The following is a 19,475-nucleotide window of genomic DNA, read 5'->3' as shown; positions in this document are numbered from 1 at the left end:
CACCTCATCGCCTATCGCTCACCGCCGGCCTGCGGCCGGTCGCGCCATCACGTCCGCGCATTCCGCCGCAGGCTGCCGACCACGAACGTGAGGACGACCAGGATCACGGCAGCACCGCCGAACAGCAGGGGACTCGGCCCGGCCGGCTCGCCGCCACTGCGGGCGGTGCCCATGAAGTCCAGGAACACGATGCCGTTGACGGCGGCGTACCACCACATCACGAAGATCGCCTGGAACAGCCGGTGGGTGCGGCTCAGCACGCCCAGGGCCAGCGCCAACGATGGAATGAACAGCGCACCGGCGACCCAGGCGGCCAGGCCCGGCCGGTCCGCCACGGCCAGCATCCGTACGGCCGGGGCGATGCCGGTCAGTGCGGTGAGCACCACCCCGGCGGCCCACTCGGCGATCAGCCGTCGACGCGCCCACGGGTACGCCCCGAGGATCGCGTCCACGCCGTACTCGTACCGCTGGGTGCCGAGTCGGGACCAGACCAACACCGGCCAGACCCAGCTCAGCGGCAGAATCACCAGGATCACCCCACCGAAGGGCATGACCAGGCCGAGCACCGTGATCAGCAGGGCACCCGCCCACCACCAGCGGGACACCCCCTGGATCAGGATTCGGAACTCGCCGACGAGGAGCCGGCCGTACCCGCCACCGCGCTGTGCTACGGCGGTGGGGAGGGTCGCCACCGCAGTTGCCGCCGGTCGGGCGGCGGCGGACGGGACGACGGCGATCGGGGCGCCGGCGGACGGGGCGCCGGCGGACGGGGCGCCGAACCTCTCGGGGCTACTGGCCCGACCGGCTGCGCCGCGCCCGGCGCCGGCGCCGCGCCATGGCCGCGGGACGGGTCAAACCTCGGGAACCACAAGGCCGGCACCAAGGCCAGCAGCATCGCGACCACGATCATCGCGAGCCGCCCGCCCAGGTAGCCCCCGGACAGGTCCAGGCCGTCCCAGGAGAAGGTACGCAGGGGATTGTCGAGGTAGACCAGACCGAGACTAAAGCCGCCCTCGGAGATGTCGATGCCCTGGTCCACCATCGCGCGGGCCATGGAGTCCGCCACGGCATGCACCCCGATGCCGCCGAGCGGGGCACCCGGCGACTGGCCGCCGATGGCGACCACCAGCCAGACGAAGAACCACAGGATGTTCCCGAGACCCGCCTTCAACAGCGGCACGCTCTCGAACAGCAGCGCCATGGCGGCAGTGAACGCGACCAGCGGAAGCGCGATCACCACGAACGGGGTGAGCAACGCGATCGGGTCGATCGCCCGGTCCTCGCCACGGGCCAGTTGCAGGACCATCGCGGTGATCGCCAGCACCCCGACCATCGACGCCAGGATCAGGCAGTTGCTCACGAACTTGCCGAACAGATATGTGATCGTACGCACCGGCGTGGCGGCGAGCAGCTGACCGACGCCGGTGCTCTCGTCCCGGCTTATCCCGTTGCGCACCACGTAGAACCCGCCGAGAGTGAGCCACAACGCGCTAGCCAGCGCGATCAGCGTCCCGATGTACGCGGAGTTGTACACGCCGCGGTGGTTGCCGATGTACATCACCACCCAGCGGGCATCGCCGTCCGGCGCGGCGACGTATCCCAGGCCGACGGCGGCCAGCAGGGTGACCGCGTAAGCGGGGCGACGGATCCGGTCCTTGCAGTCGGCGATGGCCAGTCCGCCGATGGTCGCGAGACTCATCTACGCACCGCCCCTTCGTCCACGTACCGGCCGGAGGCCTGGTTGATCACGGCCAGGTACGCGTCCTCGAGATCGGGGGCGACCGGAACCGCGTCCGCGCCCGGCGCCACGGGGGAGAGCAGTCGGGCTCGGACGCCGGCGGCGGTGCGAACCATCCGGCTGATCACGAATCGGTGCTGGAGCACCGATACCTGGCTGGACGGCACGACGAGCTCCCAGACGTGCCCCTCCACCTGGCGGAGCAGTTCCTCAGGGCTGTCGCGGCGCAACAGTCGGCCCTGCGAGACGATGGCGATGTCGGAGGCGACCGACTCCACGTCCGACACGATGTGCGTGGAGAGCATCACGACGCGGTCGGCGGCGAGATCGCTGAGCAGATTGCGGAAGCGGACCCGCTCCTCCGGATCCAGCCCTGCGGTCGGCTCATCCACGATGATGACCTGAGGGTCAGAGAGCAGGGCCTGAGCGATGCCGACCCGGCGCAGCATGCCGCCCGAGTACTTGCCGAGCGGCCGCTTCAGCGCCTCGGTGAGATTGACCATCTCCAGCAGCTCGTCGATGCGCGCTGTGGCCGACCTGGCGGACAGGCCCTTGGCGGCGGCCAGGTAACGCAGGAACTCCCTGGAGGTCAGGTTCGGGTAGACGCCGAAGTCCTGCGGCAGATAACCGAGGGCCTGGCGTAGCAGGTCAGGCTTGGCCACCACGTCGTCGCCGTTGAACAGCACCTGCCCGGAAGTCGGCTTGGTCACCGTCGCGGCGATCCGCATCAGCGACGACTTGCCCGCGCCGTTCGGGCCGAGCAGGCCCAGCATTCCGGGCTCCATCCGCAGGCTCATGCTGTCCACGGCGCGTTTGCCCTTGGCGTAGACCTTGGTGATGTCGATCAGTTGCAGCATGGGAACTCCTATTCGGCGCGCTGTACACGCGCGGTGCCGTCCGCAGCCGCGACGGTGATGGAACGGTCGCTGCCGCCGTCCGACGACAGGCTGCCCGCGTCGGCGCCGACGATCCGGTAGGTCTGCTCGTCCTTGGGGACGGTCACCTGGACCGAACCACTCGCGCTGGCTTCGACCTGCTGGGGCGAACGGGCAAACTCGAGACGGATGTTGCCGTCGTTGCTCGTACGGGCGGTCACCTCGGCCGAGCGCGCCTTCGTGACGGTGATCGCGCCCCCGTGGCTGACCAGCTTCAGATTGCCCGCCGGCTCGCTGATCCGCAGTGAGCCGTCGTCGGTGACCGTGGCGTCCAGGTCCCCGGTGACGGAGTCAACCTCCACCGCGCTGCCAGAGGCTTTCAGTTGAACCTGAACGCCCTCGGGAACGGCGACGGTGTGCAGACCTTCGCAGTTGACCACCACGCCGGAGCAACTGATCCGCAACTGAAGCGTGTCACCTTCCATCGACCATACGGCATTTCCATCGTCGGCCGCCTTTCCTCTCAGGACCCGCTCCACCTCGACAGTCCGACCGGATCCGTTCTTGACCAGGACGGACGTTTCCGCGGCGTCGATCTTCAGGGTATTCCCCGACAGCGGGAAACTCTGTGACTCGGTCTTGCTCTCACCGTCGCCGCAGCCGGATATCCCAGCCGTGAGGGTGATGGCGAGCGCCGCCAACAGATAGCCCGATACCTTAGGGGAAATCATGCAGGTCCTCCGATTTACATGGTTGCCGTGAGCTCAATCATCGGCATTCACGCACCGCTGGACATCTGCCGATCGGCAGATATGTCGCGCCTCCCCACCGGTGCCTGGCCCAACCTGCCGCCTCAGCCGGTCCAGGGCTGCTCGGCCGGCAGCGGGGCGGTCGGCGGCTCGGTCAGCCCGGGCGCAGGGAACGTGCACCGGACCATCCAGCCGGTGTCGGTGCGACCCGCTCAACTCCCCGCCCAACGCGTGCACCCGCTCGTCGAGCCCCACCAGGCCCGTGCCGCCGCCTGTCCGCGGACCGGTGAGGCTGCCTCCGGCGCGGCCGTCGTCGACCACACCGATCTCCACGGCAGGGCCTGCGAGAGCTCGCACGTAGACCAGCACCTCGGTGGCCCGGTGCGCGTGCCGGCGCACGTTGGTCAGCGCCTCCAGCACCACCGCGTACCCGGCTGCCTCCCGCTCGGCTCCGATCGCGCCGTCCAGTTGGCCCGCCAGGTCCAAGGTGGCCCTTATCGATGAGCCGGAGGAGAAGCGCTCCACCAGTTCCGGCAGGTCGGCCAGCCGATAGACCCGGGCCGACGCCACGTCGTCGCCGTCGCCGCCGGGGTCACGCAGGGTCTGCACGGTGTGGTCCATCGAGTCCAGCGCCCGCAGCCCGGCCACCTCGATGCGGGCCAGCAACGCCCGCGCCTGCTCGGCATCGAGCGGCTCCAACTGGGCCGCCTGCGCCTCCAGGACGATGCCGGTCACCTCGTGGGCGACGAAGTCGTGCAGGTCGCCCGCCAAACGCAGGCGCTGGTGACGGCGGGCCTCGGTGACCGCGCGCACTCGCCGCTTGTCCTGCGACCGCAGGTAGCCGCCGATGCCAGCCGCGGCGGCGACCGGGAACAGCGCCAGGGCGACCAGGATGACCGAGGCGCTCAGTGCCGGACCGTCGTCCCGCACGGTGAACCGCAGCGGCAGCAGCAGCGCCGCGGCACCGCATGCCACCGCCACCACCACCACCTGCCGGTCTGGCACGAACCATATCGCCCGGACGAGCAGAGTCAGCAGCGCCGGCATCTCGAACAGCATCCAGAACAACGCCAGTCCGGCGGGCCCCGGATAGACGACGTCGACCAGCAACGACAGAGCGGCCGTGGCACTCGCCGCATGGGCCAACGAAGTTCTTCGCAACGGCCACCGGATCAGCGCCACGGCCGTGGCGACCGCTGCCGTGACGGCGACCACCCAGCCGGACAGCGGGGCGATGGAAGCAGGACAGAGCACCAGGAAAGCCAGCAGTCCGGCCCACGAATGTCGGTCGCGCCACGCTGAAACCGTTCCGCTTTGCATGCGCCCAGGGTAGACAGCGGATTCGGTGTATGCCCTCGCTAGCATTAGAAATGCTCGCAGAAATCTGCCATTGTGCGGATATCTGCTCGCCAAGGTCCGGGGCGGCTCGGACGAGCCGCCCCGGAGAGGCCACTCGATGCCGGATGGCCTTTCTTACCCTCTCACTTCCGCCGCGATCCGCTGCTCCGCCGTCTCCGGCTCGGGATGCACCGGTGGAGGCGCAGGCCGCGGCTTCGGCCGGGCCCAGCGCCGCATGGCCGGCTTCTCCACGAGATTGTGCAGCAGCCAAGCCAACAGCAGCGACACCAGGAAAGCTCCGGCCAGGAACGCCAGCGCACCCGGGATCTCCCAGCTCTTCGGCTCCGGTCCGAACTCGGTTTCGACGGTGCCGAACGCCCGGTGGCCGTAGATCAGCACCGACCCGTGCACCAGGTAGAAGGCGTACGTCAAATCGCCCAGCCAGACCAGGCCGCGGGCCCGCAAGAAGCCGGCTCGGCCATGCTGGTCGGCAGCCGCGACGGACCCCAACAGCAGCAGCATCGGGACGATGGTGAAGGCGCTGAGCTGGTAGAGGTACGGCACGAAGACGTCGGCCACGTAGAAGGCGCCGAGCAGCAGCGCGGCCGGCAACGGGCGCAGACCGATCCAGCGACTGTTCAGGATGATCCGGGCCAGTAGTACGCCGAGGAAGAACTCGGCGGCGCGGATGATCGGCAGGTGGTAGACGAACCAGACCTGGGTGAGGGAGGCGTGGCCCCAGGCGTCCGCCGGCTGGTCCGGGTTGTTCAGCGCACTGAGGAACTGCACCAACGACACGTCGCCGAGCGGGTGCACCGGCTCATTCGGCAGGAAGCTTCCGGCGACCACGGGCGCGGCCAGCACCACCGTGACCGCCGCACCGGCCCAGTACCAGAGCCGCTCCGGCCGGATCTTTCTGGCGAATCCGAGCAGCAGGGGGAAGAGCAGGTAGCAGAACACCTCGACGGACAGGGACCAGTTGAGGCTGTTGATGTTGTTGTAGTACTCCGGATCCGGAACCCACGAGTGCACCAGAAAGAGCTGGGCCAGTGCCGGGGTGAACCCGACCGCCGCTCCGGTCCCGAGCATCAGGCCGAGCGCCACCAGATAGGTGACGAGATGGTTCGGGAAGATCCGAAACAGGCGGCGCCGCCAGAACCGGATGGTGGTGTCGCTCTCCCGGTGCGACCACGTCAGCACGAACCCGCTGAGGATGAAGAAGTAGGACACCCCGGACAGCGCGATCGGCATGATCCCGAACAGATAGATGCCACCGACCATCTGGTTGAGGAAGAGGATCTCCAGGGCGCCGTGCGCCAGGAAGACCGCGATCGCGACCAGGAAACGCAGGCTGGCCAGAGCCGGCAGGTTCGGCGGTGGCGAGGTCGCGGTCATCTCCGTTCCGCCTCGATCAGGCTGGCCGGCCTCATGTCGGTCCAGTTGTTGGTGACGTACTCGAGCGCGGCGTCGCGGTCGGTCTCGCCCTGGGCGACCCGCCAGCCGGCGGGCACCTCGGCGAACGCCGGCCAGAGCGAGTGCTGGCCCTCGTCGTTGACCAGCACCAGGAAGCGCCCGCCGGGATCGTCGAAGGGATTCATCGTCATAGTTCTCTTCTCCTCAGAAACAGCGCACGCTCAGCAGGCGCGGGCCAAGGACCGGCAATTGGAAGTGGTGCGGGACGCGGGCGGCAGCCGGCGTCCCTCGATCAGCGCCTCGCCCAGCGTGGTGATGCGGTGCAGCGCGGCGCTGCCGTGGCGACGCGTGGTGATCAGGCCGGCGCGGCGCAGGACCGCGGCGTGCTTGCTGGCACCGGCCAGCGAGAGGCCGACGAGCTCAGCCAGTTCGCCGGTGGTCCGGCTTTCGCACAAGGCGTGCAGGACAGCCGCGCGGGTATGCCCCATCAGATCGCCGATTCCAGGCATGTCGGACTCCTGCGGACCGCAGAACTCACCGCGAAGCGCTGCATTGAGCGGAAGCACGAGCGCCGGGGTCTCGCCATCGAGCAGGTAGCACTTCTTCTCCGTCAGGAAGAAGCCGAAGCACAAGGCAAGCCCGTGCCCGCCGAGCCGCACCTCACGGTCCGGGCCGGCGCGGAACTCCAGCACCGGCGGCTGCCAATGCAACCGTGGGTGGAGGCTGCTGAGCAGGCGTTCCATCCCGTTGGCGATCACCGTACGACCGCCGGCGTCGCGAGCTTCGCCCAGCTGAGCGCTGATTCGCGGCCAGTACGGCCGCACCGCGACCGCGCCGAAGGCCCGCAGGACCGCGTGGTCACCCTGCTGAGCGTCCGGCGACTCGTCCGCGGCCAGCTCCAGCAGCTGGGGCAGCGTACGCCGGGCGGCGAGCTCGGCGACCGGCCCGAGCAGCTGACCGAGCTGGTTGCGGACGAGTCGCCGCCAGCGATGGAAGGCCAGGTCGCCGTCGGTGCCGAACAGGTGCAACGCGAAGGCACTCTCGACGTCCGGCCCCAGTCCCTCGAGCATGCGAGACTGAGCCAGGTCGGCGAAGGTCAGATGGATTCTCAGCATAGGTGTGTTCGGTGAGAGTCATCCGGCGCTCAGTGAGCAGTCGGTCGAGGTGGCAGACCACCCGGTGACCGGTGAACTGCTCGTCGTCGGCCGGGACCATCACACCAGGCCGTCGAGGTCGGCGCGCAGCGCCGCGCCCCGGCGCAGGAACTCTGCCGCCGCGCGGTGCGCAGCGACCGCGCCACCCGCCACAGCAACGCTCCGGCCGCCGCGATGACGGCGGCGATCAGCAGCGCCGGCCCGAAGACCCAGAGCCGGTCGCCGGCGGTCGGCTCGGTCACGGTCAGGATGGCGGTGCCCTGGGGGACGAGCGCGAAGCGACCGGCCGTGACCTGCGGCCCCAGGTCGGGCGTCACTGTCACGGGCACGATCAGGTGGTCTGCGACCAGCACACCCAGCGCCGAGGCGGCAGCCAGCAGGGCGCCACGGCACCCGCCGTGGCCGCTTCGAAGGCCCACTGGCCCGCCGGACCGGTAGGGGGACGACGCCCCCCGACGTCAGTGCGCACAACGCCCCCCACATCGAAATTCGATATGCACCTCGTCTAGGATATCGAAAGTCGATATCCCGCCGGCCGGCCATCCCGGTTACCGGTACGCCGATCGACTCGAGCCGCCGACTGAGAGGCTGGACCAGCCGTGACCGTACCCGCACCCGTCCGCACCACCGGACTGTTCCTCGCTGGCGCGCTGATCTGCTTCGTCGGTCCGCCGCTCGCCGCGGGCCTGTTCGCGGCAGACGGGGCGCCGGTGGCGCTGCTCGCCGTTGCCGGCGCCGAACTGGTGTCGGCCACCGCCCTCATCGCCTGGTGGCTGCGCCGCCACGGGCTGACCCACCGGAGTCTGGGCCTGACATCGCGGCACTGGCAGCGGGACGCGCTGATCGCGGTGGCCACCGTTCCGCCGCGCCTGTTGCTGGAGTTCGGGGTGCTGCTGCCCGCCGCCGGCGGCGCCGCCAATCCGGAAGTCCAGGAGATCCTTCGGATGACCTCCGGCGGAGCGGCCGCCGTGGCCGCCACACTCGTTCTGGGCATCGTGGGTGGTGGCATCGCCGAGGAACTCTACTTCCGGGGATTCCTGCTCGGGGCGATCCCGCAACGGTCTGCCCGGCCACGGGTGGCGTTGCGGGTGGCGGCGGTCGTCTCGGTGCTCCTGTTCGGCCTGCTGCACCTGCCGGCCAACGCGCTGAACACGCTCTCCATCGCCGTCGCCGGCCTGGTCTACACTGGACTGTTCCTGGCCACCCGCCGGCTGACGGCAGCCGTGGTGGCCCACATGCTGTGGAACGTCGCCGCGGTCGGCACGGTCATCGTCTACTACGGCTGAGCCGGGCTCCCCCCGCCCCGCGGGCTGGTGCTCCGTGCCGGGATGTGACACGCGCAGCAGGTGTGAGAAGCGGTGATGCGGCCGGGTCGGTAGACACATCAGCGGCCTGGTCGACAGACTTTCGACCAGGCCGCTGACCTGCTGTTCCAAGGGTGGAGCCGAGGGGACTCGAACCCCTGACCCCCACACTGCCAGTGTGGTGCGCTACCAGCTGCGCCACGGCCCCTTGCCTTGCCCGGTCACCCGGGCACTGGAAGAACTATACACACGACCGTCCGCATGGTCATCTCGCGGGGCCCCCTCCGAGGCGGGGCCCCCGAGCCACCCGGCACCGCCACCCGGGCGAGGGCCGCCAGCCGGCGGTGCCGGGTCAGTTCAGCGCCACGTCCGGCGGGAAGTGGGCCACCGCGGCCATCATGCCGCCCTGCCGGCGCAGCACCATCGGCCACAGGTCGTCGGGCCGGTCGACGAAGCCGTCTCCGGGCAGCGCGTCCAGCAGGAACCAGGAGCCGTCGGCGATCTCCTGCTCCAACTGGCCCGACCCCCAGCCGGAGTAGCCGGCGAAGACGCGGATGCCGCCGATGCTCTCCCGCAGCCGCTCGGGGTCGACCGACAGGTCGAGGGTGCCGACGGCACCGGAGACCTGGTGGAAGCCGCGCATCCGCTTCACCGGGTTGCGCATCCGGGCCAGGCAGATGGCCGAGTCGGGTTGCACGGGGCCGCCCTCGAAGAGCACCGCCGGGTCGCGGGCCAGGTCGCTCCAGTCGCCCAGCACGTCGGCGACCGGCACCTCGGTGGCCCGGTTCAGCACCACCCCGAGCGCGCCGCCGGCCTCGTGGGCCACCAGCAGCACGACCGTACGGTCGAAGTTGGGATCCTTCAGCGCGGGTGTCGCGACCAGCAGTTTCCCGGTCATCGACTCCGTCCGCCCGCTGATCGCGCGCCCCTCTCCCTGCATGTCACGCACCTACCAGGAACCACGCTCGGGCACGGATTGCGGCGCACACCGGGACGGCAGGGTCCATCGGCACCATCCGCGCTGTCAACGCCATGTCTGGCACCTTAACCTGCACCCCCGGCGCTGGCTAAGGTCTGGCGGCGAGGTGATCGACAATGCGCACGGGAGAATGGCCGGCAACCGGGGGCCCGCCACCGCTGCCGTCCGTGACCTCGGACCGGCGACCACCGGGGCGAAAAGCCCGATAGGCCGGCCTTGCCCCGATAGATTCGCAGGCGATGGCAACGGTCCGCGACACCACCTACGATCTGCTCCGCGACCTGGGCATGACCACCGTGTTCGGCAATCCCGGCTCCACCGAGGAGCCGTTCCTGCGCGACTTCCCCGCCGACCTGCACTACGTGCACGCGCTGCACGAGGCGTCGGCCGTCGCAATGGCCGACGGGTACGCGCAGGCCACCGGGCGGCCGGCGCACGTCAACCTGCACACCGCCCCGGGCACCGGCAACGGCATGGGCAACCTCGTCGCCGCCTGGCACAACCGGACCCCGCTGATCGTCACCGCCGGCCAGCAGACCCGGGAGATGCTGCTGATCGAGCCCCGGCTGGCCGCCCGACACGCCACCGACCTGCCCCGGCCGTACGTGAAGTGGGCCCACGAGCCCGTCCGCGCGCAGGACGTCCCAGCCGCGGTCATGCGCGCGTACGCGACGGCGGTCCAGCCACCCGCCGGGCCGGTCTTCCTCTCCCTGCCGCTGGACGACTGGGCGCAGCCCGCCGACCCGCCCCGGCCGGTACGCGGCGTCTCCACCCGGATCGCCCCCGACCCGTACCGGCTGGGCCAGTTCGCGGCGGTGCTGGCGGCCAGCCGCGCGCCCGCGCTGGTGCTGGGAGGGGCTGTGGACCGGGCCGACGCCTGGCCCGCCGCCGTCGCCCTCGCCGAACGGATCGCCGCCCCGGTGTGGGCCGCGCCCGCCCCGGAGCGGGCCGTCTTCCCGGAGGACCATCCGCACTTCCAGGGGGTGCTGCCCTACGCGATCGCACCCCTTGCGGAACGACTGCGCGGGTGCGACACGGTGCTGGTGGTGGGTGCCCCCGTGTTCCGGTACTACCCGCACGTGCCCGGTGAGTACCTGCCCGACGGGGTACGGCTGCTGCACGTCACCGACGACCCGGACGAGGCGGCCCGCGCCCCGGTCGGCGACAGCCTGCTCGGCGACGCCGGCCTGACCCTGGCCGACCTGCTCGACCTCGTGCCGGCCACGGACCGCCCCGCGCCGCCGGCCCGCCCGCCCCCGCCCCCGCCCGAGGCGGGTTCCCCGCCGAGCGCCGACGCACTGTTCGCCGCCCTGGCCGCGCACTGGCCCGTCGACGGGGTGCTGGTGCAGGAGTCACCGTCCAACCTGCCGGCGCTGCGCCGCCGACTGCGGATCACCCGGCCCGGGTCGTACTTCACCGTGGCCAGCGGCGGTCTCGGCTACGGGCTGCCTGCGGCGGTCGGGATCGCCCTCGCGCAGCGTGACACCGGCCGTCGCCGGCCGGTGGTGGCGGTGATCGGCGACGGCTCGTTCCACTACTCGGTGCAGGCCCTGTGGACCGCCGCCCGGCTGGGCCTGCCGCTGGTCGTCGTGGTGCCGGTCAACCAGCAGTACGCCATCCTCAAGTCGTTCGCCGCCCTCAAGGACACGCCGGGGGTGCCGGGGCTGGACCTGCCGGGCCTGGACATCACGGCGATCGCCCGCGGCTACGGCTGTGCCACCGAGGTGGTCGAAGACCTGGACCGGCTGGGAGCGGCCCTGGCCGAGGGGCTGGCCGCCGACCGGCCGACCGTGCTGCCGGTGCCCATCCGCACCGACGTGCCGCCCATTCTCTGACCAGCCGCCCGCCGCGCCCGCCAGGTCACCTCCCGGTGAATCGGAGCGGCGCGCCGGTCACCACGTCGAGCACCGGCCGCGCGGCCAGCGGCGCGTCGAGGGTGACGGTCACCGGTTCCAGATTCAGCATCTCGTCACAGACACCCGTGGAACGGACCACCGATCCGCCGACCACGACCGTCCCGTCCTGTTCCCGCACCAGCGGGGTGATCCCGGTGTCGCAGCTACCCACGCCCAGGTGGTAGGTCAAGGTCGCACCGTCCACCGAGACCAGGTCCTGTGCGCCGACCAGCTCCTCGGGGGCCGGGGACTTCGGGCCGGTCGGCTGCGGGGGTTCCGCGACGGCCTCGGTGGCGACGGCGAGCCGGGCGACCGGCGCGGCGATCTCCTCGACCGTGAACAGCCAGGCCGGCACCTGCGCCTCACCCCGGCTGGTCCGCACGGTCGCCGCGCCCAGCTCGACCCTGGTCACGGTGAGCGGGATGCAGGCGAACGACGCGGCGTCGCCGGTCGCGGCGTCGGGCCCGTCGGAGGGGCCGGCCGGCGGCGGGGTGGCGGGCTCCTTGGGGCGCCCGGCGCACGGCGGCGGGTCACCCTGGTCGAGCTGCCGGTACGCCTCCTCGGCGCTGACCAGCGGCACGGTGAGCCGACCGTCGGGGAAGCGCACGACCCCGTCGGCGGGACGCGCGCCGGGCAGGGCGACCTGGGCGCGGAACCAGCCGGCACGGAACGCCGCCTCGGTGTCCGGGGTGAAATCGGGGTCACCGACGAGCACGGTGGGGCCCTGGAGGGGCACGTACCCGTCCGTCCACGTCGGGCCCGGCCGCCAGTTCCCGGCCACCTCGGCGGCGCGCTGGTGGAACGCCTCGTCGAGGTGGTCGGGGCTCGCGGACCCGTCGGCGGTGTCGTCGCCACCGGAGGCGCAGCCGGCGGCCATCAGCAGCAGTGGCAGGCCCAGCAGGGCGATGAATCGACGCATACGGGTTGGACGCACGGGTCAGCCGGTCGGTTCCGGGCCGCTCAGGTCTCCCCACCGAGATCCGTCTGGTACGCCTGCCAGATGAGATCCGCGCCGCGCTGCCGGTGCCGGTGCAGCGCCCCGAGGAGCTGCGCGACGGCGTGGCGCAGCTCGTCCGCGCCCACCCCGGGCCGCCGGACCGTCTCGTGCAGCGCGTCCAGGCTGGCGGCGATCACGGCGTGTTCCCGCACCAGCAGCCGCACTCCCCGGTCGAGTCGGGGTGCGGCGTGGACGAGTTCCGCGTACCGGCCGTCGGGGCCTTCGGTGGCTTGCACGTGTTCGACGAAACTCCGGCTCAGGGGGATGAGCCCGCGGCGGAGGTGATCCCGCCGTACCGGCTCGGCCGGGTCGAGCAGCAGCAGCCTGAGAGTGTGGCCGGCACCCACCAGACCGGGGGCGGTGGACGGTTGCCGGATCGGATCGGTGGCCATGGGGCACCTCCCGCGTCGCTGACCGCGTACGCCGATGGTGGCCCCGGAGGCGGTGTCCTGTCCAGGGGTGGACCGACGGCACCTCGGCGGGTTCCCTGCCGGGGTGGCGATCGTGCGGGGGTGGAACGACTGTGCGCCCCGGCCAGTGGGCCGGGGCGCACAGTTCAGGTGGTGGAGGTGCCGGGAATCGAACCCGGGTCCTTCGCCGGTTTGGCAGGGCTTCTCCGAGCGCAGCTCGCTGTGCCTCTACTCGGCCCCTCCGATCACGCGAGCGAGTCGGTGTGACGGGCCCAGTCGCTGATTGATCTCGCCGCACGGACCCCGCGACCGGGTCCGATTGGCCAGCCTTCTAGCTGATGCCGGCTACTGGGTCGAAGGCGCTCCCAGGCCGACAGACTTAGCTACTCGCCTCAGGCGGCGAGAGCGAAGTCAGCGCGATTGTTCTTGGCGCTTATAAGTTTCCGACGACCGATTCACGAGACGACGTCGGCTTCCTCGGCTCGCTTCCCCTACCGCAACGTACGAAGTCGAAACCAGTCACCCCCTCGACGGGCCGCTCCTGACGGCGGCCACACCAAGCCTAACGCCTGCCGCAACGGGATTCATCCCGAGGTTCACCGACCTGGACACCGAACCAGACAAAGCGGACTTTTCAGTCGTCCATGCCCTTGCCGCGCCGGCCGACGACCCGGGCGATCTCCCGGTCCGCGTCCCGCTTGGCGAGGTCCTGCCGCTTGTCGTAGGACTTCTTGCCCTTCGCCAGGGCGATCTCCACCTTGGCCCAACCGTCGGAGAAGTAGACCTGCAACGGCACCATCGTCAGCCCGCCCTCGCGGGTCTTGCCGATCAGCCGGTCGATCTCCAGCCGCTTGAGCAGCAGCTTGCGGGTACGCCGGGGCTCGTGGTTGGTCCAGGTGCCCTGGGTGTACTCGGGGATGTGCATCCCGTGCAGGTAGAGCTCGCCGTCACGTTCCTGCGCGAACGCGTCGACCAGCGACGCCCGCCCCGCCCGCAGCGACTTGACCTCGGTGCCGGTCAGCGCCATGCCCGCCTCGTAGGTGTCGAGGATGGCGTAGTCGTGGCGCGCCTTCTTGTTGGAGGCGACTACCTTTCGCCCCTTCTCCCGTGGCATCGGTGACACCCCCTTTCTGGCCGCTCCCCGGTCGGCCGGAGAGCGGAGATCATGCTACCCGAACGACAAGGACCCTCCCGTGCCCTTTGTTCCGGCGCGGAAGGGTCCTTGAACGCGGCCTACGAACCTCAGCCGCGCAAGACGACCCTGGGGTCGTACCGGCGACTAGACCCGCAGGTAGAAGCGGAGGGTGACCCAGGCGGTGATCGCGCTGATCAGGCCGCCGACACCGGCCATCACCGGGAAGGTCAGGAACACCTCACCCCAGCTGACCGGGGCGAACAGGCCCTGCAACGTGCTCAACGCGCCGTCGAACAGGAACACCTTGAGAGCGATCAGGGCCCCGAGCCCCAGGATCGAGCCGATCAGCCCGGCGACCACCGCCTCCAGCACGAACGGTGCCTGGATGAACCAGTTGGAGGCGCCGACCAGTTTCATGACCGCCACCTCGCGCCGTTTGCTGTACGCGGCGACCTGGATGGTGTTCGCGACCAGCAGCAGGGCCGCCACGGCCATGGCGATCGCGGCGACCAGCGCGATGTTCTGCCCCGCGGTGAACAGGTCGAAGATCTTGTCGAGCACCTGGCTCTGGTCGACCACCTGGTCGACGCCCTCGACCGCGCCGTACTGCTCGGAGATCGTCTTGTACTGCTGCGGGTCGACCAGCTTCAGCCGGTACGACTCGGGGAGCACGTCGGCCTTGACCGCGCTCAACAGGTCCGGCGAGTCCCGGAACATCTCCTGGAAGCGCTTGAACGCCTCCTCCTTGTTGACGAACGTGACCTCCTCGACCAGGGGGTCGGCGTCGAGCCGGGCGCGAATGGCCTCGCTCTGCTCCGGTGTCACGTCGGACTTGAGGAAGACCGAGACCTCGATGTTCTCGAAGTACAGCTCCTTCATGTCGGCGACCTTGCTGTAGATCAGGCCGCTGGCACCGAGCATGGTCAGCGAGACCGCCATCGTGATGATCATCGCGATGGTCATGGTCACGTTGCGCCACAGTCCGACCAGTACCTCGGACAGGACGTATTTCACGCGCATCGGGTTTTCCTCCGGCTCTCCGGCGTGAGGTGTTCGTCGTCAGATCTCGGCGGCGGGTGGGCCGCGTCAGCCGTAGACACCGCGGGCCTGGTCGCGCACGATCCGGCCACTCTCGATCTCGATGACCCGGCGGCGCATCTGGTTCACGATGTTGGAGTCGTGCGTGACCATCACGACGGTCGTGCCGGTGCGGTTGATCCGGTCCAGCAGGCGCATGATCTCGATGGACGTGTCCGGGTCCAGGTTTCCGGTCGGCTCGTCGGCGAGCAGGATCAGCGGACGGTTCACGAACGCCCGGGCGACGGCGACCCGCTGCTGCTCACCACCGGAGAGCTCGTGCGGGTAACGGTGCTCCTTGCCGCCGAGCCCGACCAGCTCCAGCACCTCCGGCACGACCCGGCGGGCGACCGCCTTGGTCTTGCCGATCACTTCGAGGGCGAACGCCACGTTCTCGTACGCGGTGCGGTTCGGCAGCAGCCGGAAGTCCTGGAAGACGCAGCCGATCGAGCGGCGGAAGTGGGGTCGCTTCCAGGACCGCATCGAGGTGACGTCCTTGCCGTTCACGACGACCCGCCCCTTGTTGGGGCTGACCTCGTGCAGCAGCATCTTGATGATCGTGGACTTGCCGGAGCCGGAGGGACCGATGAAGAAGACGAACTCGCCCTTCTCGATCGAGACGGACACGTTGTCGAGCGAAGGCCGGGACGCCTTCGGGTACGTCTTCGTCACTTGCTCAAGCTGAATCACGGGTGGTGAGTCTACGCGGTGTAACCAACCTGCCAAGTCCTACGCCCCGCCGTTGCGGCGCGAGTCATCGGATCGGCCCGCCACCTGGAGATCGACGGCGCGCTCCGCCAACGACCCGTCACGCACCGTCGCCGGCGAGCTGCTGCTGCTTGCGCCAGCGGATGCCCGCCTCGATGAACGGGTCCAGGTCGCCGTCGAAGACCGAACTCGGATTGCCCGTCTCCTGCTCCGTGCGCAGATCCTTCACCATCTGGTACGGGTGCAGCACGTACGAACGCATCTGGTCACCCCAGGAACCGGCGGCGTCGGTCTTGAGCCCGGCCATCTTGGCCTGCTCCTCCTGCCGCTTGCGTTCGAGCAGCCGGGCCTGGAGCACGCGCAGCGCCGAGGCCTTGTTCTGCAGCTGGGACTTCTCGTTCTGGCAGGTCACCACGATGCCGGTCGGGACGTGGGTGATCCGCACCGCCGAGTCGGTGGTGTTGACGCTCTGCCCGCCGGGGCCCGAGGAGCGGTAGACGTCGACGCGCATCTCGTTCTCGGGGATGTCGATGTGGTCGGTCTGCTCCACGACGGGCAGCACCTCGACGCCGGCGAAGCTGGTCTGCCGGCGACCCTGGTTGTCGAAGGGGCTGATCCGGACCAGCCGGTGGGTGCCCGACTCGACGCTGAGCGTGCCGTACGCGTACGGCACCTTGACCGTGAAGGTGGCCGACTTCAGCCCGGCCTCCTCCGCGTACGAGGTCTCGTAGACCTCGGTCGGGTAGCCGTGCCGCTCCGCCCAGCGCAGGTACATCCGCAGCAGCATCTCGGCGAAGTCCGCCGCGTCCACGCCACCGGCGCCGGCCCGGATGGCGACCAGCGCCTCCCGGGAGTCGTACTCGCCGGAGAGCAGGGTGCGGACCTCCATCTCCTGGATGGCCTTGCCCAGCCCGGTGATCTCCGTCTCGACCTCGGAGAGCACCCCCGGGTCGGACTCCGCCTCGGCCAGTTCCAGCAGCACCCCGGCGTCGTCGAGCCGGGAACGCAGGCTGCCCAGCTTGTCGATCTCACCGTTGACGTACGACAGCTGGGAGGTCACCTGCTGCGCCTTCGCCTGGTCGTCCCACAGGTCGGGCGCGGAGGCCTCCTGCTCCAGCCGTGCCTTGTCCGCGCGCAGGCGGTCGAGGTCGAGCACGGCCTCGATGTTGCGCAGGGTGGCGTCGAGGTCCTTGAGCTGTTCGGCGTAATCGGCAGCGGTCACGACAGCCAAGGGTACTGCTCGGGGGAGGAGTGAGCTTGCGAGCCCCGCAGTCCCGAGCCAAACCGACCCCGCTCGGGAGAGGAGTGAGCTTGCGAGCCCCGCAGTCCCGGCCGTCGATCATGGCGGGGTGGTCGCGGCGGGTGGGGCGGAGGCGTCACCCGATCAGCCGACCGGGGCGCTCTTGAGCCAGGACAGGGCGGCCTTGTGGTAGGCCACGGCGAACTCCAGCGCGGACGCGTCGTAGGTCTCGCCCTCCTTCTTGGCGTTCTTGACCTGTTCGCGTACCCGGGCCAGGGCCTCGGTGTGGTATTCGTTGGCCGCCGCCTGGAGGTTCTTGAGCTGACTGGGCGAGTGCAGGGACCCGAACGCGATGCGCAGCGCGATCGGGTTGCGGATGGTGTCGCGCCCCGGGTCCTCCGCGAGCCAGCGGGAGAAGGTCCGTTTGCCGGCGGCGGTGAGGGCGTACGGCTGGCTGGATCGCGGGCCGGGTTTGCCCATCCGGACGAACCCGCGCTCGGCCAGCACCGGCAGCTCGCGGTAGACCTGACTGCGGGTCATCGACCAGTACGGCGCCAGCCGGCGCTCGGCGGCGGCCATCAGTTGGCCGCCTGTCATCGGGCCCTCGTGGAGCAGCCCGAGCAGAGCTGCCGCCGTGGGGTTGACTCCGGATTCCGCCATGCCCCTTACGCTGCCACTTTGCCGACGCGGCGTCCAGGATTTCACAGTTTCGCCACCCGTTGGGGTTTCCTATGTGCACTGTCGGCGGGAGACGGTTCCGCAAGGGACCGACCCGGCCGTCGGTGACGCATCGTGCGCCACCGACGGCCGTCGCCGGTTCAGCCCATGTGGGGGTACGTGTGGTCGGTCGGTGGGACGAAGGTCTCCTTGATGGTCCGGGGCGACATCCAGCGGACCAGGTTGTGCCAGGACCCGGCCTTGTCGTTGGTGCCGCTGGCGCGGGCGCCTCCGAACGGCTGCTGCCCGACCACCGCCCCGGTGGGCTTGTCGTTGATGTAGAAGTTGCCCGCCGCGTACCGCATCCGCTCGGCCACCGCGTCGACCACCGTACGGTCGGTCGCGAAGATGGACCCGGTGAGGGCGTACGGGGCGATCGCCTCGGCCTGCGTGACGACCTCGTCGAAGCGGGTGTCGTCGAAGACGTGCACCCCGAGGATCGGCCCGAAGTACTCGGTGGTGAACGTCTCGTGCGCCGGGTCGGTGCACTCGAACAGGGTGGGCCGCACGAACCAGCCCACGGAGTCGTCGGCGGTGCCGCCGGCGAGGATCCGGCACGTGTCGTCACCGGAGATCAGCTCCAGGGCGGCGGTGTGCCGGGAGAAGGCCCTGTCGTCGATCACCGCACCACCGAAGTTGCGGAAGTCGGTGACGTCGCCGTAGGTCAGCGAGTCGGCGGTGGCGGCCAGCCGGTCACGCAGACCGCTCTCCCAGAGGGAGCGCGGCACGTACGCGCGGGAGGCCGCCGAGCACTTCTGGCCCTGGTATTCGTAGGCGCCCCGGATCAGCGCCGTGTGCAGGGCGTCCACGTCAGCGCTGGGGTGCGCGACCACGAAGTCCTTGCCGCCGGTCTCGCCGACCAGGCGCGGGTAGCCACGGTAGCGGGCGATGTTGTCGCCGACCGTGCGCCACAGCTGCTGGAAGACCTTGGTGGAGCCGGTGAAGTGGATGCCGGCCAGGTCGGGGTCGGCCAGCACCACGTCGGAGACCTCCTCGCCCCGGCCGGTGACCATGTTGATCACGCCGGGCGGCAGGCCGGCCGCCTCGAACAGCCGCATGGTGAAGTGCGCCGCGAACTGCTGGGTCGGGCCGGGCTTCCACACCACCGTGTTGCCGAGCAGGGCCGGCGCCGAGGGCAGGTTGCCGGCGATGGCGGTGAAGTTGAACGGGGTGACCGCGTAGACGAAGCCCTCCAGCGGCCGGTGGTCGAACCTGTTCCACACGCCGGGCGACGACATCGGCTGCTCGGCCAGCAGCTCGCGCGCGAAGTGCACGTTGAACCGCAGGAAGTCGATGAACTCGCAGGCCGAGTCGATCTCCGCCTGGACGACGGTCTTGGACTGCCCCAGCATCGTCGCGGCGTTCAGGGTGTCGCGCCACGGGCCGGCGAGCAGTTCGGCGGCGCGCAGGAAGATCGCGGCCCGCTCCTCGAACGGCAGGCCCCGCCACATCGGGGCGGCGGCCCCCGCCGCCCGGACGGCGGCGCGGGCGTCGTCGTGGGTGGCGTGCCCGGTGACGCCGAGCACGTGCGCGTGCTTGTGCGGCTGGACCACGTCGATCGGGTCGCCGCCGGCCATCCGCTGCTCGCCGGCGATGGTCATCGGCAGCTCGATCCGCTCGGCGGCCAGTTCGGCGAGCCGCCGCTGGAGCCGTTCCCGGTCGACGCTGCCGGGCTCGTAGGTGCGGACCGGCTCGTTGCGCGGCTCGGGTACGGAGAACACGGCGTCCATCAAGGCTCCTGGCGAT

Annotated in this window: 20 protein-coding genes, 1 tRNA gene and 1 other RNA gene; 2 read left to right on the top strand and 20 right to left on the bottom strand. The window is 70.3% G+C overall.

All coding sequences use genetic code 11. The features are described 5' to 3' along the window. Positions 1 to 47 precede the first annotated feature (47 nt). From GA0070616_RS28490 to GA0070616_RS18070, 9 genes are all read right to left on the bottom strand, one after another. Positions 48 to 692 (bottom strand): hypothetical protein, encoded by a 645-nt coding sequence (locus GA0070616_RS28490; RefSeq protein ID WP_217628214.1) that lies wholly within the window; start codon positions 690 to 692, stop codon positions 48 to 50. Further along, positions 668 to 1,699 carry an ABC transporter permease gene (locus tag GA0070616_RS28485; protein ID WP_217628213.1) on the bottom strand — a complete coding sequence of 344 codons (1,032 nt, stop codon included), beginning with the start codon at positions 1,697 to 1,699 and terminating at the stop codon, positions 668 to 670. The genes GA0070616_RS28490 and GA0070616_RS28485 overlap by 25 nt, the downstream gene beginning before the upstream one ends. Then, positions 1,696 to 2,595 (bottom strand): ABC transporter ATP-binding protein, encoded by a 900-nt coding sequence (locus GA0070616_RS18100; RefSeq protein WP_091083991.1) that lies wholly within the window; start codon positions 2,593 to 2,595, stop codon positions 1,696 to 1,698. Before GA0070616_RS18100 ends, GA0070616_RS28485 begins: the two co-directional genes overlap by 4 nt. Positions 2,596 to 2,603: 8 nt before the next feature. After that, positions 2,604 to 3,344, bottom strand: coding sequence for a DUF4097 family beta strand repeat-containing protein (locus GA0070616_RS18095; protein ID WP_139128934.1), 741 nt, complete (start codon positions 3,342 to 3,344; stop codon positions 2,604 to 2,606). Positions 3,345 to 3,377: 33 nt separating this feature from the next. Beyond that, entirely contained in the window at positions 3,378 to 4,682 is a 1,305-nt protein-coding gene (locus tag GA0070616_RS18090) for a sensor histidine kinase (protein WP_175440116.1), read from the bottom strand. A gap of 153 nt (positions 4,683 to 4,835) precedes the next feature. After that, on the bottom strand, positions 4,836 to 6,095 hold the full coding sequence (locus tag GA0070616_RS18085) for an acyltransferase family protein (protein ID WP_091083978.1): 1,260 nt from the start codon (positions 6,093 to 6,095) through the stop codon (positions 4,836 to 4,838). Then, positions 6,092 to 6,304 (bottom strand): MbtH family protein, encoded by a 213-nt coding sequence (locus GA0070616_RS18080; protein ID WP_091083973.1) that lies wholly within the window; start codon positions 6,302 to 6,304, stop codon positions 6,092 to 6,094. The genes GA0070616_RS18085 and GA0070616_RS18080 overlap by 4 nt, the downstream gene beginning before the upstream one ends. A 30-nt stretch (positions 6,305 to 6,334) precedes the next feature. Next, positions 6,335 to 7,228: an ArsR/SmtB family transcription factor gene (locus GA0070616_RS18075; RefSeq protein ID WP_091083968.1), complete on the bottom strand. Its 894-nt coding sequence runs from the start codon at positions 7,226 to 7,228 to the stop codon at positions 6,335 to 6,337. Positions 7,229 to 7,257: 29 nt separating this feature from the next. Beyond that, entirely contained in the window at positions 7,258 to 7,596 is a 339-nt protein-coding gene (locus GA0070616_RS18070; RefSeq protein ID WP_139128933.1) for a hypothetical protein, read from the bottom strand. Positions 7,597 to 7,866: 270 nt separating this feature from the next. Here GA0070616_RS18070 and GA0070616_RS18065 point away from each other — a divergent pair, with 270 nt between their 5' ends. Next, entirely contained in the window at positions 7,867 to 8,553 is a 687-nt protein-coding gene (locus GA0070616_RS18065; protein WP_217628212.1) for a CPBP family intramembrane glutamic endopeptidase, read from the top strand. A 153-nt stretch (positions 8,554 to 8,706) separates the two neighbouring features. Here the strand turns inward: GA0070616_RS18065 and GA0070616_RS18060 are convergent. Next, positions 8,707 to 8,779: transfer RNA gene (locus tag GA0070616_RS18060), tRNA-Ala, on the bottom strand. Positions 8,780 to 8,923: 144 nt separating this feature from the next. Further along, the gene (locus GA0070616_RS18055) at positions 8,924 to 9,511 is read right to left on the bottom strand and encodes a YqgE/AlgH family protein (protein WP_091083959.1); all 588 of its coding nucleotides are present in this window, start codon (positions 9,509 to 9,511) and stop codon (positions 8,924 to 8,926) included. A gap of 278 nt (positions 9,512 to 9,789) precedes the next feature. On the opposite strand from GA0070616_RS18055, the gene mdlC reads away from it, so the two are divergent. Then, complete coding sequence (gene mdlC / locus GA0070616_RS18050; RefSeq protein ID WP_091083954.1) at positions 9,790 to 11,385, top strand: benzoylformate decarboxylase; 1,596 nt, start codon at positions 9,790 to 9,792, stop codon at positions 11,383 to 11,385. A gap of 25 nt (positions 11,386 to 11,410) precedes the next feature. Here mdlC and GA0070616_RS18045 read toward each other — a convergent pair whose 3' ends face one another. The 9 genes from GA0070616_RS18045 to pruA form a co-directional block, all read right to left on the bottom strand. Then, positions 11,411 to 12,364, bottom strand: coding sequence for a hypothetical protein (locus GA0070616_RS18045; RefSeq protein ID WP_091083949.1), 954 nt, complete (start codon positions 12,362 to 12,364; stop codon positions 11,411 to 11,413). A 41-nt stretch (positions 12,365 to 12,405) separates the two neighbouring features. Further along, positions 12,406 to 12,834: a hypothetical protein gene (locus tag GA0070616_RS18040; protein WP_091083945.1), complete on the bottom strand. Its 429-nt coding sequence runs from the start codon at positions 12,832 to 12,834 to the stop codon at positions 12,406 to 12,408. Between the two features lie 169 nt (positions 12,835 to 13,003). Then, positions 13,004 to 13,379, bottom strand: a transfer-messenger RNA (tmRNA) gene (gene ssrA, locus GA0070616_RS18035). Between the two features lie 107 nt (positions 13,380 to 13,486). Continuing rightward, on the bottom strand, positions 13,487 to 13,966 hold the full coding sequence (gene smpB / locus GA0070616_RS18030) for an SsrA-binding protein SmpB (protein ID WP_091083942.1): 480 nt from the start codon (positions 13,964 to 13,966) through the stop codon (positions 13,487 to 13,489). A gap of 165 nt (positions 13,967 to 14,131) precedes the next feature. Further along, complete coding sequence (ftsX, locus tag GA0070616_RS18025; protein WP_091083940.1) at positions 14,132 to 15,007, bottom strand: permease-like cell division protein FtsX; 876 nt, start codon at positions 15,005 to 15,007, stop codon at positions 14,132 to 14,134. A 66-nt stretch (positions 15,008 to 15,073) separates the two neighbouring features. Then, complete coding sequence (ftsE, locus tag GA0070616_RS18020; RefSeq protein WP_091083937.1) at positions 15,074 to 15,754, bottom strand: cell division ATP-binding protein FtsE; 681 nt, start codon at positions 15,752 to 15,754, stop codon at positions 15,074 to 15,076. A 118-nt stretch (positions 15,755 to 15,872) separates the two neighbouring features. Then, positions 15,873 to 16,994, bottom strand: a complete 1,122-nt coding sequence (gene prfB / locus GA0070616_RS18015; protein ID WP_091083933.1) for a peptide chain release factor 2 — start codon at positions 16,992 to 16,994, stop codon at positions 15,873 to 15,875. Between the two features lie 162 nt (positions 16,995 to 17,156). Continuing rightward, positions 17,157 to 17,672, bottom strand: a complete 516-nt coding sequence (locus tag GA0070616_RS18010; protein WP_091083930.1) for a PadR family transcriptional regulator — start codon at positions 17,670 to 17,672, stop codon at positions 17,157 to 17,159. 158 nt (positions 17,673 to 17,830) lie between these two features. Next, the gene (pruA, locus tag GA0070616_RS18005) at positions 17,831 to 19,459 is read right to left on the bottom strand and encodes an L-glutamate gamma-semialdehyde dehydrogenase (protein WP_091083926.1); all 1,629 of its coding nucleotides are present in this window, start codon (positions 19,457 to 19,459) and stop codon (positions 17,831 to 17,833) included. Positions 19,460 to 19,475 lie beyond the last annotated feature (16 nt).

This window comes from Micromonospora nigra (assembly GCF_900091585.1).
GTDB classification, from domain to species: Bacteria; Actinomycetota; Actinomycetes; order Mycobacteriales; family Micromonosporaceae; genus Micromonospora; species Micromonospora nigra.
The sequence above is the reverse complement of the archived record's forward strand: the minus strand, read 5'-3'. Positions and strand labels throughout refer to the sequence as shown.

Coding starts and splice junctions, on each gene's coding strand:
- GA0070616_RS18090 (WP_175440116.1), bottom strand. CDS start 4,682: ATGCAAAGCGGAACGGTTTCAGCGTGGCGCGACCGACATTCGTGGGCC.
- GA0070616_RS18055 (WP_091083959.1), bottom strand. CDS start 9,511: ATGCAGGGAGAGGGGCGCGCGATCAGCGGGCGGACGGAGTCGATGACC.
- smpB (WP_091083942.1), bottom strand. CDS start 13,966: ATGCCACGGGAGAAGGGGCGAAAGGTAGTCGCCTCCAACAAGAAGGCG.
- GA0070616_RS18040 (WP_091083945.1), bottom strand. CDS start 12,834: ATGGCCACCGATCCGATCCGGCAACCGTCCACCGCCCCCGGTCTGGTG.
- GA0070616_RS18100 (WP_091083991.1), bottom strand. CDS start 2,595: ATGCTGCAACTGATCGACATCACCAAGGTCTACGCCAAGGGCAAACGC.
- GA0070616_RS18085 (WP_091083978.1), bottom strand. CDS start 6,095: ATGACCGCGACCTCGCCACCGCCGAACCTGCCGGCTCTGGCCAGCCTG.
- ftsX (WP_091083940.1), bottom strand. CDS start 15,007: ATGCGCGTGAAATACGTCCTGTCCGAGGTACTGGTCGGACTGTGGCGC.
- GA0070616_RS18010 (WP_091083930.1), bottom strand. CDS start 17,672: ATGGCGGAATCCGGAGTCAACCCCACGGCGGCAGCTCTGCTCGGGCTG.
- GA0070616_RS18075 (WP_091083968.1), bottom strand. CDS start 7,228: ATGCTGAGAATCCATCTGACCTTCGCCGACCTGGCTCAGTCTCGCATG.
- GA0070616_RS18095 (WP_139128934.1), bottom strand. CDS start 3,344: ATGATTTCCCCTAAGGTATCGGGCTATCTGTTGGCGGCGCTCGCCATC.
- GA0070616_RS18045 (WP_091083949.1), bottom strand. CDS start 12,364: ATGCGTCGATTCATCGCCCTGCTGGGCCTGCCACTGCTGCTGATGGCC.
- GA0070616_RS28485 (WP_217628213.1), bottom strand. CDS start 1,699: ATGAGTCTCGCGACCATCGGCGGACTGGCCATCGCCGACTGCAAGGAC.
- mdlC (WP_091083954.1), top strand. CDS start 9,790: ATGGCAACGGTCCGCGACACCACCTACGATCTGCTCCGCGACCTGGGC.
- GA0070616_RS18080 (WP_091083973.1), bottom strand. CDS start 6,304: ATGACGATGAATCCCTTCGACGATCCCGGCGGGCGCTTCCTGGTGCTG.
- pruA (WP_091083926.1), bottom strand. CDS start 19,459: ATGGACGCCGTGTTCTCCGTACCCGAGCCGCGCAACGAGCCGGTCCGC.